Annotated in this window: 13 protein-coding genes; 11 read left to right on the top strand and 2 right to left on the bottom strand. The window is 38.1% G+C overall.

The features are described from left to right. Positions 1 to 56 precede the first annotated feature (56 nt). The 4 genes from rluA to OLW01_RS02885 all read left to right on the top strand — a co-directional run bounded on the left by rluA (position 57) and on the right by OLW01_RS02885 (position 2,930). Positions 57 to 710 (top strand): bifunctional tRNA pseudouridine(32) synthase/23S rRNA pseudouridine(746) synthase RluA, encoded by a 654-nt coding sequence (gene rluA, locus OLW01_RS02870; RefSeq protein WP_268075121.1) that lies wholly within the window; start codon positions 57 to 59, stop codon positions 708 to 710. Positions 711 to 730: 20 nt separating this feature from the next. Then, positions 731 to 1,228: a DUF6942 family protein gene (locus tag OLW01_RS02875; protein ID WP_268075122.1), complete on the top strand. Its 498-nt coding sequence runs from the start codon at positions 731 to 733 to the stop codon at positions 1,226 to 1,228. Between the two features lie 342 nt (positions 1,229 to 1,570). Further along, on the top strand, positions 1,571 to 2,425 hold the full coding sequence (locus tag OLW01_RS02880; RefSeq protein WP_268075123.1) for a DUF3530 family protein: 855 nt from the start codon (positions 1,571 to 1,573) through the stop codon (positions 2,423 to 2,425). A 103-nt stretch (positions 2,426 to 2,528) separates the two neighbouring features. After that, positions 2,529 to 2,930, top strand: a complete 402-nt coding sequence (locus tag OLW01_RS02885) for a DUF2721 domain-containing protein (RefSeq protein ID WP_268075124.1) — start codon at positions 2,529 to 2,531, stop codon at positions 2,928 to 2,930. Positions 2,931 to 2,953: 23 nt separating this feature from the next. Here OLW01_RS02885 and OLW01_RS02890 read toward each other — a convergent pair whose 3' ends face one another. Beyond that, positions 2,954 to 4,174, bottom strand: coding sequence for an EAL and HDOD domain-containing protein (locus tag OLW01_RS02890; protein WP_268075125.1), 1,221 nt, complete (start codon positions 4,172 to 4,174; stop codon positions 2,954 to 2,956). Positions 4,175 to 4,549: 375 nt separating this feature from the next. Here OLW01_RS02890 and rssA point away from each other — a divergent pair, with 375 nt between their 5' ends. The 7 genes from rssA to OLW01_RS02925 all read left to right on the top strand — a co-directional run bounded on the left by rssA (position 4,550) and on the right by OLW01_RS02925 (position 12,001). After that, entirely contained in the window at positions 4,550 to 5,500 is a 951-nt protein-coding gene (gene rssA / locus OLW01_RS02895; RefSeq protein ID WP_268075126.1) for a patatin-like phospholipase RssA, read from the top strand. Further along, a complete protein-coding gene (locus OLW01_RS02900; protein ID WP_268075127.1) occupies positions 5,497 to 6,135 on the top strand; it encodes a paraquat-inducible protein A in 639 nt (212 codons plus the stop codon). The genes rssA and OLW01_RS02900 overlap by 4 nt, the downstream gene beginning before the upstream one ends. Then, positions 6,096 to 6,740 carry a paraquat-inducible protein A gene (locus tag OLW01_RS02905; protein ID WP_268075128.1) on the top strand — a complete coding sequence of 215 codons (645 nt, stop codon included), beginning with the start codon at positions 6,096 to 6,098 and terminating at the stop codon, positions 6,738 to 6,740. The genes OLW01_RS02900 and OLW01_RS02905 overlap by 40 nt, the downstream gene beginning before the upstream one ends. Position 6,741: 1 nt before the next feature. Beyond that, on the top strand, positions 6,742 to 8,397 hold the full coding sequence (pqiB, locus tag OLW01_RS02910; RefSeq protein WP_268075129.1) for an intermembrane transport protein PqiB: 1,656 nt from the start codon (positions 6,742 to 6,744) through the stop codon (positions 8,395 to 8,397). Further along, the gene (locus OLW01_RS02915) at positions 8,387 to 8,911 is read left to right on the top strand and encodes a PqiC family protein (RefSeq protein ID WP_268075130.1); all 525 of its coding nucleotides are present in this window, start codon (positions 8,387 to 8,389) and stop codon (positions 8,909 to 8,911) included. The genes pqiB and OLW01_RS02915 overlap by 11 nt, the downstream gene beginning before the upstream one ends. 157 nt (positions 8,912 to 9,068) lie before the next feature. After that, positions 9,069 to 9,623 carry a YfiR family protein gene (locus OLW01_RS02920; protein WP_268075131.1) on the top strand — a complete coding sequence of 185 codons (555 nt, stop codon included), beginning with the start codon at positions 9,069 to 9,071 and terminating at the stop codon, positions 9,621 to 9,623. Between the two features lie 2 nt (positions 9,624 to 9,625). Beyond that, positions 9,626 to 12,001 (top strand): EAL domain-containing protein, encoded by a 2,376-nt coding sequence (locus OLW01_RS02925; RefSeq protein ID WP_268075132.1) that lies wholly within the window; start codon positions 9,626 to 9,628, stop codon positions 11,999 to 12,001. A gap of 9 nt (positions 12,002 to 12,010) precedes the next feature. Here the strand turns inward: OLW01_RS02925 and ald are convergent, their stop codons facing one another. After that, positions 12,011 to 13,096 (bottom strand): alanine dehydrogenase, encoded by a 1,086-nt coding sequence (gene ald / locus OLW01_RS02930; RefSeq protein ID WP_268075133.1) that lies wholly within the window; start codon positions 13,094 to 13,096, stop codon positions 12,011 to 12,013. Positions 13,097 to 13,391: the final 295 nt, after the last annotated feature.

Raw genomic sequence — 13,391 nt, forward strand, 5'->3', positions numbered from 1 at the left:
AGGGGAGATTATTAAAGGTACAATAACCTACAGATATAATTAGCGATTTAAATTGAATGCATTTTGTTTATAACCCGCCTCAAGAACCTATATTACCTATTCTTTATCGTGATCAAGATATAGTGGTATTTAATAAACCCAGCGGTTTATTGTCAGTAAGAGGTAAATTGCCGGAACATCAAGATAGTTTAGAAGCAAGAGCTCAGCGTGTTTGGCCAAAAATTGGTATAGTGCACAGGCTAGATATGGCGACTTCAGGGCTAATGGTTTGGGCGCTTAATAAACCAGCTCATTCGCATTTAGCTAGACAGTTTCAAGAACGACAAACTACTAAGCGTTATATTGCACGTGTATATGGACAAGTTGAAGCCGAGCAGGGGATGATTGAACTCCCGCTTATTTGTGATTGGCCTAACCGACCTAAACAAATGGTGGCGCACGTAAATGGCAAAAAATCGAGCACTTTTTGGCAAGTGTTAAGCCGCGATAGCGAATCAACGAGGGTGATATTACATCCTATTACTGGCCGCTCACACCAATTACGAGTGCATATGTTGTCAATTGGGCATCCTATTTTGGGTGATAGACTCTATGCGCATTCAAACGCATTAGAATTAGCACCAAGATTACAGTTACATGCTGAGGAGCTAGGTTTTACTCATCCGGTTAGCGCTGAAGTACTTAATTTTACGGCACCTTGCCCATTTTAGTGGTTGCTGAGAGACTTAAGATGAAATCCACGACTAAAATTGGATTTGGTGACCCTAAATTTAAGATTGCTGTTTATTTTGAACACAGGCCGCCTATTGAGCGTTATTTAGCACAAACTGAGCTAACGCCATTAACTAAAGGCGAACTCAATTTTATTTTGGCCAATACCAGCAATAATTGGCGTAAAATTTTTAATTGTTTTGCCAAGCTGTGTTTTGCGATTGAACCTAACAATTGCAAAACTTGGCAATTGCTTCGTGACACTCAGCTATTATCCGAAAATCAAAACTTTGCACTATTATTTTCAACGCCTGATTTTTCAAAAAGCGCTACAATTCATATTATTAGCGGCCGTACATATGCTGCTAAACTCAATTTTCCGTTTGAACTCACTTGGCTTTCTCCTCACTTTGCGATAAATCAAAAACATAAACTGATTGTTGCGCCCTATTTTGATTACCGTCAATTATCTAACGAGCGACTAGATACCTTAGTTAAGCTAATTAAAGGCTTTTAGGGCTTTTTGTACGGTTTTGTTCATTTTTGTAGTGACTGGGTGTTTTTATAAAATTAAGAATGATTGAAGTGTAATTGCGCGACATAAATGAGCGATAAGAGGTTGCCTGCATGGGTACAGGTACTTAGCGGGAGTAGGATGCGGTAACTGGACTCGACTTATATATAATTGCGATGCTACAAGCCTCGCCCCACGATCTGAAAGCGCTCAGTTAGAACTAAACTTGTCCAAGACAGATCAATACGCCCTTGCGTTTATATGAATTTTTCTTTATTTATTGATTAACTGGCCGATAAGTAAATTAATAAACTTTAGTTTGAGTTACATAGGAAGCATTGCAAAATGTTTAACTGGTTTAGCGGCCCAAATAAGCGTCACTTACAAATTATTCTAGGTTTTAGCTGTGTCTGTTCTATAGCTACTGCCGCAGAGCTTAGCCATAGCCAAAATCAGTTAGCGGATTTAACTCGCTATTTTCCAAGTGATGAAGTGAAAACGGTACAGGCTGGCGAGCAAAGTATTCCGGTAATGATTAGTGAACAAAACGGCCCTCACCCTAAAGGCAGTGCTATTTTATTACCGGATATTGGTTTACAAGCCTCTCAAAGTTTTGCTGATTTACGCTTATTATTAAATGATTATGGCTGGATAACTATAGGTAGTATTGCGCCTGATAATGGCGCAGGTGTTTGGCAGCTTGATGATGAACAAGCAAAAGTGTTAACAGGCCAACCAACCCTAGGTGCAGAGCAAATTAAAGTAGCGGATAGCGCGGCGATTAAAGATCAATTAAAACTTATTGTGAATGCGCTTAATACAGAAGCGCAAAACTATATTGGTTTGCGCTTGCTGGTGGCTCAAGGCGCAACGGCAGGTTGGTTAATTGAAAGCTTAACCGCTGGTGATATACCTATGCCTGATGCACTGGTGCTCTTATCGCCTTATTTACCCGAGTATTACCTGAATAAAAAACTACCAGCTAAAATAGCTAAATTAGATTTGCCAATATTAGACGTATGGTCAAAACATGATAACCGCTGGGCATTAGCCACCGTAAAAAATAGGCAGCAAGCGGCTCGAAAATACTTAACGATGCATTATCGTCAACGGCAACTCTTTGGCTTATCTGGATTATCCGTAAGGGAAAACCGACTCGCAAAAGAAATTTACGCTTATATGACGTATTTAGGCTGGTGATTTTTATTTTTTGTGTTCGATACAGTAGAATTCATATAGCCAACTTTGAGCGTACCAAATTAAAGTCAGAGTTAAAGTTCATTTTTATGATCGGAGAATTTAATTGTCTAGTATAGGTATAACTACTCCCGCACTTCTGTTTCCTGCTATTTCGTTATTATTATTAGCTTATACCAATCGATTTTTAGTGATTGCAGACTTAACTCGTTCTTTATATAAGCAATATAAAGAAACTGAAGACGGAAATATGCGAGCGCAAATTGAACATTTAAAATTGAGAGTTAAACTCATTCGGCACATGCAGCTTTGGGGCGTGTTTTCATTTATTATGTGCACTTTAGCAATGGGATTAATGCTGGTTAAACTAGAGCTATTTGCTAATCTCAGTTTTGGTTTGAGTTTGGTGTCGCTGGTGGTTTCTTTAGTTATTTGTTTTATTGAAGTATATATAAGTAGTTATGCATTAAATAAACAAATTGAAAATATTGGAAAACACCGGGGTTAAGGTGTTTTCCATTTTTAAATTATCTACTCAGCGATTTGGTTTGCGTGTTCACTCGCCCAATGAATTGAGTCATGATAAAAATCAGGTACTTTATTAGCGTCGATGCCTAATTTTGATATTAAGGCATTGGCGTCATCCCATTGCGCTTTTTCGTAATGCTGTACCAAACTTAAATAATCGGCCAGTATGCCTGTCTTTTTGATTAACGCGGTTTTAATATCTTCAGATAAAGGTAATTTATTCATGACGCTTTCGATAGGTTCATCTAAAATTGCATCAATGACAGACAGCATGCCAGTTAAAAAGGCGGTGGAAGGGTCGCGTAATTTTTGATGTGATTTAGCAATAGCTTCACAAAAATTAGCTCGTCCCATCGATAAACGGATTAGCTCTACTGGTTTGCTCGTGTTTACTTGCGCTGCAAATAGCACAGCTAAGAATTTTTTCAGTTCGGCTTGGCCTAAAACCACAATCGCTTGGCGAATGGTCTCAATGTCATTTCTTCGTTTAAATGCGGCTGAATTGGCATACCGTAATAATTTAAACGACAAAGTTACGTCACGTTGAAAAATAGTAATAATACTATCTAAATTCATTTCAGATTTAGATGATTCGTACAATAGCTCGGCTAAACTCATTTGTGATGGGCCTAACGCTTTACTTTGCATCATTTCTGGTTCACTAAAGAAATAGCCCTGAAAATAGGTAAATCCTAATTCAATTGCATGATTAAATTCTTCGTGGCTCTCTACCTTTTCAGCGAGCAGCTCAATGGCAAAGTCAGAAGCTGCTTTTTTTATTTCTAAAATTTGCTCGTTAGTAGATGTCCTAAAGTCAACTTTAATGATGTCAACATAGGGGAAAAAATGTAGCCAAACCGGGTTATGTACGTAGTCATCTAGCGCTATTTGGTAACCCGCTTGCTTTAGCGCTTGTACGCTTTGTAAAAGTCTTTTAGTGGGTCTAGCTGTTTCTAATAGTTCAACAACAAGCTGCTCTTTTGGAATGAGCTGTGGATAACCTTTAATTACAAGCTCGTCTGAAAAATTAATAAAAGCTGGATGGTGGTCGGTAAAATCTTCCAAGCCCAAATTAAATTGACTAGCTTCAATGAGTTTAGAAGTTGCCTGATCGCCATCTACATTTGGAAACGCATTTACAATGCTATCTCTAAACAATAGCTCGTATGCGTATAGTGCTTTATCTTGAGTAAATATTGGTTGGCGAGCCGCGTAAAAAAACATCCTTTAATCCCAGTTTATCTGCTTATAAAAATTTTTGATTTAAATATGGTAATGAGTCAAATGCCAAAATTGCATTATTCTCATTATTTAACTCTAACTCAGGAGCCTTGTTTATAATGTAGAGAACGTAAATTGTTACTTTGAAATAGTATTATTTCTCTGAGTTAGAGATAATGATTAACACTTTGATAATCTAACGTTATGTTAAGTAAATCAAGCTTTTTGTGAACTTATAGCATTATCTTGTTAATTTATTCATGTGTGGCTTGTATACTCAAAACGTAGAAGCAATTTAACTTAATCAGTCATCGCTATTTCGATAAATGGGCGACAAGTTATCTTATAGATTGGTATCAACAAGAGGTATAAATAGCAATGGCAGGTGAACAAAAAGCTAAATTGGGTTTGGCTTTAGGAAGTGGCGCAGCGCGAGGTTGGGCATTAATTGGCATTCTTAAACAACTGGACCTAATGGGCTTAAAACCGGATGTTATTGTTGGATGTTCAATTGGATCTTTAGTTGGGGCTGCTTATTGCACTGAAAAATTAGACGATTTAGAAACTTGGGTTCGTACTTTAGATACTTGGCAAGTAATTCGCTTACTCGATTGGGGGATGGGACAAGGCGGTATGGTTTCCGGTAGCAAGCTATTTACTCAACTTGAAAATACCCTAGGTAGCACTAAAATCGAAGACTGTTCAACGGAATATGCAGCGGTGGCAACTGAATTATATACTGGACGAGAGCATGTATTTAGCGAAGGCTCTATGTTAGATGCGATTAGAGCATCATGTGCTATTCCCGGTGTATTAGCTCCGCAATTTATTAACCAGCATTGGATGATAGATGGCGCTGTGGTTAATCCCGTGCCAGTGTCGGTATGCCGGGCAATGGGCGCGACACATGTGATTGCAGTAGATTTAAACTCAGGTAAACCTCAACCTTTGTCCAACCCGCATGATATTTTATATACAGATGCAAATGAAATTGCGCCAGAGCTTCACCCAGACCAGCCTAATAAATTTCAAGATTTGCTGGGCAATAGTAAAAACTTTATTGATAATATTATTAAAAAACGCAAAGCATCTGCAGAACCTTCTGCACCTGGATTTATGGCTGTGGCGAATGGTGCAATTGATATCATGCAAAATCGAATTACTCGTAGTCGCCTAGCGGCAGATCCGCCAGATATTTTGATCCAACCAAAAGTCACCCATATTGGGATTATGGAATTTAACCGAGCGCAAGAAGCCATTGATATTGGTCAATCGTCAGTAATGCAAATTTCACATTTATTAGATGAGTACGTAGGGCTATTTAAATGAAGCAAATGGCCTGCAAATTTTGTGATTGTTTATTTGACGCGCCAGCGATTAGTCACAATGAAGCGGCTTTTTGTCCTATGTGTAAACAAAAACTGATTCAGCGGCCCAAATATAGCTTACAGTTTTGTTTATCATTTGCGATTGCTAGTTTATTTTTGTTTGTTTTGAGTAATGTGTTTACCTTTTTAGCAATAGATGCTCAGGGTCAGTATCATCAAATGCTATTAGCTGAAGCGAGCTTTGTTTTTTGGCAATATGACCAAGTTTTATTGGCTATTTTAGTACTTTTGGTTGTTTTACTGATACCTTTAGGTTTAATTATTAGTTTAATTTATATTTTATGGCCATTGTTATTTCAACGCAAAATAGCGGTTGGTACTTGTCGCTTAGCCCGCATTATTTTTCAGTTAAAAAACTGGAGTATGGTGGAAGTATATTTAGTAGCTGTATTAGCGAGTTTGACTAAATTAACGGCATTGGCCAGTATTGAGTTTGGCATTGGTTTGTGGGGGTATATTAGTTTTACAATTTGTTTATCGGCGACTTTAACTAATTTAGACCGGCACCGATTTTGGCGTTATTTGGATAAAGTAAAATGTCATCAAAATTTAAAACAGCAAAATCAGAACACTTAGCTTTATGTTTGGTGTGTCATCAATTAAATCAGGCGCAGCACGGACACTGCTCACGGTGTGGTGGTGAAGTTTATGTGCGCCAACCTCGTTCTTACGAACGCACATTAGCTTGGTTAGTCACATCTATTATTTTGTATATACCCGCTAATATTTATCCCATAATGTCTACCGTGGCATTTACTCGGGTCGAACCCAATACCATTGTAGGTGGTGTAATTGAGCTTTGGCAGCAAGAGTCGTATATCATTGCGATGGTTATATTTTTAGCTAGTATAGTCATTCCGATTGCTAAAATTTTAGTATTAATTTGGCTGTGTTTTTCACTAAAATTAGGGCTTAAAACCCACAAAAAAGAGCGCACTGTTATTTATAAATACACAGAATTGATTGGCCGGTGGTCGATGATTGATATTTTTGTGGTTGCGATTTTAGTTGCATTACTGCAACTAGGAGGCTTTATGGTTGTTGAGCCGGGGATTGCCGCGTTATCCTTTGCTGCTGTGGTGATTACCACTATGCTGGCAGCAGAAGCATTTGATCCTAGGCTAATTTGGGATGTTAAAAACGAACCAACAAAGGTTAACTCACCTGATGTGATGGAGTAAAATGAATAATCCGATTGTAAAAAAAAGAACTCGTTTGTCATCTGTCTGGCTTATTCCATTGATTGCAATGATTACCAGTATTTGGTTTGTTACTCAGCATTATTTGCAGCGAGGCACAGAAATTGAAATTCGCTTTGAGAACGCAGAAGGTATTGAAGCAGGGCGAACTTTAATTAAAACCCTGAATGTTGAAGTGGGCGTTGTTACCCAAGTAAAAATTAATCAAGATTCACAAACCGTTACTGTGCTGGCTAGAATACAAGCTCAAGCTGAAGACTTACTCAGACAAGATTCTCAGTTTTGGGTCGTTAAACCCAGAGTTGGGTCAAAAGGTGTGTCAGGTTTAAGTACTTTGTTTTCAGGGGCTTATATTGAACTAGAACCTGGTAATGATTACCCGGGAAAAACCAGTTTTGTTGGTTTAGATAACCCACCGCTAACGCCTGCGAATAAAGCGGGTATCAATGTATTTTTAATAAGTGATAGCGCAGCGTCTCTTAATGCAGGCGATCCTGTTTTATTTAAAGGATTTGAAGTGGGACAAATTACCCAAGTTGAAATATTAAATGAGCAGAAGCTTAAAACGCGATTATTTATTGAGTCACCCTACGATAAAATGGTGACTAGTAATACACGGTTTTACAATGCGAGTGGAATATCGTTGCAAATTAACGCGCAAAGTGTCGCTATGCACACAGATGCAATGGAAAGCACTTTAATTGGCGGTGTTGCTTTTGATTTACCAAAATCATCAAAGCCCGGTCGGCAAGTGGTTGATGGCACTGAATTTAATTTATATGATAACCGGCAAGCAATTGAAGCCCATCCATTTGAATATTCAGTTGATTATTTATTGTTATTTGATCGTTCAGTACGTGGGTTAAATGTGGGTGAAGACGTTGAATACCGAGGCATCAAAGTTGGTAGTGTAATCGATATTGCTTTTAAATATTTACCTGAAAAGCAATTTGAATCAGCACAAAATCCTAAAGTCCCAGTGTTAATTCGAATTGATCCCGGTAAAATTATTGCTCAAGATAGTCCAGCAGCGAGAGGGAAACTGACTAAGCTGTTAGAGAAACACATTAATAAAGGGCTAAAAGCAGCATTAAAAACGGGTAGTTTAGTAACGGGCCAAAGCTTTATCCAATTAGACTTTTACCCTGATTTAGCCCCCGGAAAAATGGGGAAAGCGGGGCGTTATCATACCATTCCTACGACAGCAGATGATTTAGATAGTTTAATATCGGGCATGACTGCATTTACGCATAAGCTGAATCAATTACCACTTGAGCAAACCGTGAGTGGTTTAAATGCAACGATAGCACAAGTGAATCAAACTTTAACCACGGCGAATAACACTTTGGGTAGTGTTGATCAGCTTGCGAACTCTACGAATAGTTTGTTAAATTCTGATGAGATCAAAGCCTTGCCTGCGCAGTTAAAGGAATTAATGGCAACAGCTAACAAAAGCCTTGCTCAACTGTCACCTGAATCTGAGCTAGCTAGTGAACTCAGTGCGACTTTATCCAAGTTAAAGTCTACGCTTAATAGCGTGCAGCGAGCTGCAGACACGTTAGAACAAAAACCGAATTCTGTCATCTTTGGTTCAGATGATCAGGTTGATTATGTACCGGGAAGCCAAAATGAGCGTTAAACATATTTTTTTATTTAGCTTAATGATGACTTTGGTAAGTTGCACAACACCTAAACCCAAAGTAACTTATTATGCTTTAGACTATACTCCAATTAAGCAAGTATTAACCCCTTGGGTTAAAGTTGATGTTCAGTTGCCAGAATTTTTAAAGCAAGAAAATATTGTGATCGAAAGTGCAAAATCTGAACTTACTTTTGCGCATTATCATCGTTGGGCTGAACCGCTTGATGAAATGGTTGAGCGATACATCAGCAACCAGTTATTGTTGATGCAAGTGGATACAAAAGGGCAAACAAAGCGAGCCTTAAAACTTAAGATTGAACGTCTAGTTGGTAGTGTTTCCGGTCAAGTCTATTTGTCTGGTTATTGGCAATGGAATAACGCTACTAATCAGCGGCATTATTTTGATATCATACAAGAACAAAATAAAACAGGATATCAGGCCTTTGTGTTGACGACATCCGATTTATTACGTGAATTAGTCGCTCAAATAAAACAGTCTAATCGGAACTAATTTAGCTAGTCGCTAATCTAGTAACTAGCAGAGTTGCTTGCTACACTAAAAAGATGGCTGCTAAAAAGTGTTGCGGCCTCAAAAAGCGCCGATACATTGTGCGTAAGTTGAGTTAAAGGGATGTGTGAGCAAAGTAAGTTAATATAATGGACGAAGGATGAAACAAAAGCGATTGGTTGCAAAGTTAAGTTTAATATTTGTATTGCTCAATTTTATATGCGCAAGTTCAGCTTATGCCTTGATCAATCAACCTGACGAAGAAAGCTTACGTGCAGCCATGGTGATTGGCATTTTACGCTTTACAAAATTACCACTTGAAGCCGATGTGACCAAAATTCAAGTTTGTACGGTCGGTCAGCCGTTAGTTGAAAAAAAATTGGGTAGCGTTATTTCAAGCCTGCGTGTAGCTCAAAAAAAACTCACCTTAACTAAAATAGATTCTTATAAACAAAATACTGATTTTTGCCATGTCATTATTGAAGGCGAAAACGCTTTAGCGACAGAGCAGACATTTAAAAAACTGAGCCAACATAAACGAAAACCCTTAATTGTGTGCGATGGCTGCGAGCATGGATTGAATTATTCTGCGATTGAAATCTTTAAACGTAATAGTGGTATCGGTTTTAAAGTGAATTTAGTATTGGCGAAACAAAATAATATTGTTTTTAGCTCATCATTATTAGAGCTGGCTACTGAAATTAAGGGCAATTAGCGATGGCATTTAACAAGCACTCGCTAAAACTCTCCATTATAAAACGATTGGCGATTGTCATCCTGTCTTGTTTTATTGTTCTTGGTACTGTTTTATCTTTTGTGGAGCGTGAGTTAGTTAAAGAAAAGCTAGTAACTGATTTAAATGTTATTGCGAATATTTTGGCTAACCGAACCAGCGCAGCACTTATTTTTAATGATAAAACCGCTGCCACCACTAATTTAGAAGCAGCGCAATACCACCCATCAATAGAAAAAATTTGCTTATACGATCAGGCTGGGCAATTTTTTGCCAGCTACTCAAACCAGGATAACGCTTATCAGTGCAAACCTTCTAATGCGCTAATTGATTTAAGCGGCCATCAATTTACCGACGATCAACTAATAGTAAATATGCCCGTTATAGAGCAAGGTGACATGCTGGGAATACTGAACATACACTCAAATTTAGGCTATTTACAAACAACTCAAGCCAATATACTCAGTATTTTATTTGTTGTTTTAATGGTGTCTTTACTTACGATCTATTTATTGGTCAATCATTTACTAAAGCGAATTTTATCGCCACTTCAGCAATTACATGGTACCGCACTTAGCATTACTCAAAATGTTTTTTCACAAACTCGCGCAACGAAAGTGAAAGATGATGAAGTGGGTGAGTTGGTCGATGTGTTTAATAATATGTTAGATAGTTTGTCTAACGAGCATGAACAATTACAATTTTCAGAACAAAGATTTAGAACGTTAACCGAAAATGCGCCAATTGGTATATTTTTACGCGACCAGAACGATACTTATTTATTTGTAAATCAGCGATGGCAGCAAATGACGGAGTGCCGATTACCACTTAATTATCAGGACTATTGCCAGCAAATAGATGCCAATGATTTATCGCGTGTTGTTAGCACAGTAGATGCAGCCAAAAAATCTAAGCAACCGTTAGTGATCGAGTATCAATACTGTTCATTTGATGGAGAAGTTAAAACTTTTTTAGAGCAATTAGCCCCTATTCATTTACAAGAAAATCAATTTGCTGGCTACATTGGTACTTTGTTAGACATTACTGAATTAAAGCAAGCGCGGGCAGATCTTGAAAAGCTTGCATTTAAAGACCCGCTAACCGGGCTAGCGAATAGACGCTTTTTTAATGACCATTTGCAACTTGAAATTGCTAATGCTGCAAGATTAAAACAAAGCATGGCTGTGCTTATGTTAGATTTAGACCATTTTAAGCGAGTAAATGATAGCTTAGGGCATGAGTCTGGTGATGAGCTATTGCAAACTGTGGCTAGCAAATTAAGCCAATTGCTGTCGGCTGAAGATTTAGTATCCCGCATGGGCGGCGATGAATTTATGATTTTAATCCGAGATGCGCATGCTTTGTCTCAACTGGATAAAATAGTCAACGAGATATTATCTCATGTCATTACGCCAATGGAGCATCATTCATTATTAGACGTGACTGCATCTATCGGTGTTGCCGTTTACCCTAAAGATGGTTTAACGGGGGCAGAGTTAATTCGAAATGCTGATATAGCTTTGTATAAAGCAAAAGATTTTGGTAGAAACCAAGCGGTATATTTTAGTTACACCCTAGATGCAGAAATAAAAAATAAAATTAGATTAGAACAAAAACTACGTCAGGCATTAGCCGATGATAAGCTCATGGTATATTTGCAGCCACAATTTAACTTGCAGCATAATCGATTTTATTGGGCTGAAGCTTTAGTGCGCTGGGTTGATGACGAAGACGGGTTTATTCCACCAGATATTTTTATTGCTTTAGCAGAAGAAAGCGGTTTAATCCATGAATTAGGCTTAGTGGTACTTCGACAAGTTTGTCATTATTTAGTTGAACATGAGTTACTACTGAAAAGCTTAGGGATCGAAGGGATATCAGTTAACTTATCAGGTAATCAATTTTTTGCGAAAAGCTTTATGCCGCAAGTTAAAGCGGTTCTGAACGAATATAAAGTTAAACCAGAGCAATTGGAGTTTGAGCTAACTGAATCCGTGTTAATGGAAAATACCCAGCAAGCGATTGATGTAATGCAACAACTACGAGAGTTAGGTTGTCGTTTATCAGTTGATGATTTTGGTACGGGCTATTCATCGCTGGCTTATTTAAAACAGTTCCCAATCCATTGCATAAAAATTGATCGCACTTTTATCCGAGATATACCAAATGATCAGCAAGATATTGAAATTGCCAGCGCTATTATCGCGATGGCTCAAAAATTAGGATTAGAAACCATTGCTGAGGGCGTTGAAACTCAAGAGCAAAGCGACTTTTTATTAGCTCAAGGCTGTTATTGCATACAAGGGTATTTTTACGCCAAGCCTATGCCTGTTAGCCAACTAAAATCTCTTAAGCGTTAACTTTAACTTCTAACCCTTGGCTAAGCTTTCAGCAATAGCCTCGTGTATAATCTCGCCTGCTTGAATATTGAGCCCAAGTTTTAATTCTGGCAGTTTTTGTATTGCGTTTTGCAAACCTAATTCAGCAATAGCCTCAATATATTGGTAAGTAACATTGGTTAATGACTCTGTTGCACTAATCGGCACAGCGCCAGGCATGTTACTAACACAGTAATGGACAATGCCTTGTTTCACATAACTAGGTTCTTGATGTGTGGTTGCCGTTGAGCTTTCAAAACACCCGCCTTGATCAATAGCAACATCGACTAACACCGCACCACGACGCATATGTGATAGCCAGCTTTGAGGGACTAATTTAGGGGCTTGCTTACCAGGTAATAAAACTGAACCAACAATTAAATCTGCATTTAATACACACTGTTTCAAGTTTACTGAATTAGAAAGCAAACAACAGACTTGGTTTTTGTAATGACTTTGAATCGCTCTCAGTTTATCTAGATTTGTATCTAGTATTGTCACGTTAGCTTGCGCGCCTATTGCCATTTGAAGCGCGTTTTTACCGACCACACCTGCGCCAATAATCACTACGTCAGCTGGTTTTACACCCGCTAACCCAGATAACAATTTACCCATACCGCTTTGGGGCTTTTCTAACATTCTAGCGCCAGCTTGAATAGACAACCGACCTGCAATTTCAGACATAGGGTACAACACAGGAAGTTGACCATTACTCATTTGAATGGTTTCATAGGCAATACAGGTAGCGCCAGAATTACACAAAGCCTTTGCTAAATCAGGGTTGGCTGCTAAATGTAAAAAGGTAAATAAAATATGGTTCGGCTTTAATAGTGAATACTCACTCGGCTGGGGTTCTTTTACTTTAATAATGAGTTCAGCATTTTGATAAAGCTCTGCTTGGTTAACTATTTTTGCGCCCGCATCTTGATAGGCTTCCTCCAACATTTGAACGCCAGATCCAGCATTGTTTTCTACCCAAACCTGATGCCCAGACGCTAATAAAAGTGCAACATAATTTGGCGTTAATCCTACACGGTATTCACTATTTTTAACTTCTTTGGCTATTCCTATTTTCATTTTATGCCGCTCCTTTTAAAGGTAAAGAAAATGCTCGAGACGAGATAACATCTTTAATTAAGCTTGGTTTTTATTTACCTTCTTGTCCATATATCTGGCTTGTAAATTATAAAATTTATTTAATATTGGATAGCTTTTGTAGTTGGATCACAATAACTCTTGATCAAGGATGTGAATTTTGTTCAATCCTGTTTAGAATAGGGCAATATAAAATGTCAGTCTGATTCGACAGGGTCGCTTTTTAGAAACTCATTTAATTTCAAATTCGATGTCAGCACCAGACTTCAAGTTATAA

The sequence above is a fragment of the Catenovulum adriaticum genome (genome assembly GCF_026725475.1).
Lineage (GTDB): Bacteria > Pseudomonadota > Gammaproteobacteria > Enterobacterales > Alteromonadaceae > Catenovulum > Catenovulum adriaticum.

Coding starts and splice junctions, on each gene's coding strand:
- rluA (WP_268075121.1), top strand. CDS start 57: ATGCATTTTGTTTATAACCCGCCTCAAGAACCTATATTACCTATTCTT.
- OLW01_RS02875 (WP_268075122.1), top strand. CDS start 731: ATGAAATCCACGACTAAAATTGGATTTGGTGACCCTAAATTTAAGATT.
- OLW01_RS02880 (WP_268075123.1), top strand. CDS start 1,571: ATGTTTAACTGGTTTAGCGGCCCAAATAAGCGTCACTTACAAATTATT.
- OLW01_RS02890 (WP_268075125.1), bottom strand. CDS start 4,174: ATGTTTTTTTACGCGGCTCGCCAACCAATATTTACTCAAGATAAAGCA.
- rssA (WP_268075126.1), top strand. CDS start 4,550: ATGGCAGGTGAACAAAAAGCTAAATTGGGTTTGGCTTTAGGAAGTGGC.
- OLW01_RS02900 (WP_268075127.1), top strand. CDS start 5,497: ATGAAGCAAATGGCCTGCAAATTTTGTGATTGTTTATTTGACGCGCCA.
- OLW01_RS02905 (WP_268075128.1), top strand. CDS start 6,096: ATGTCATCAAAATTTAAAACAGCAAAATCAGAACACTTAGCTTTATGT.
- pqiB (WP_268075129.1), top strand. CDS start 6,742: ATGAATAATCCGATTGTAAAAAAAAGAACTCGTTTGTCATCTGTCTGG.
- OLW01_RS02915 (WP_268075130.1), top strand. CDS start 8,387: ATGAGCGTTAAACATATTTTTTTATTTAGCTTAATGATGACTTTGGTA.
- OLW01_RS02920 (WP_268075131.1), top strand. CDS start 9,069: ATGAAACAAAAGCGATTGGTTGCAAAGTTAAGTTTAATATTTGTATTG.
- OLW01_RS02925 (WP_268075132.1), top strand. CDS start 9,626: ATGGCATTTAACAAGCACTCGCTAAAACTCTCCATTATAAAACGATTG.
- ald (WP_268075133.1), bottom strand. CDS start 13,096: ATGAAAATAGGAATAGCCAAAGAAGTTAAAAATAGTGAATACCGTGTA.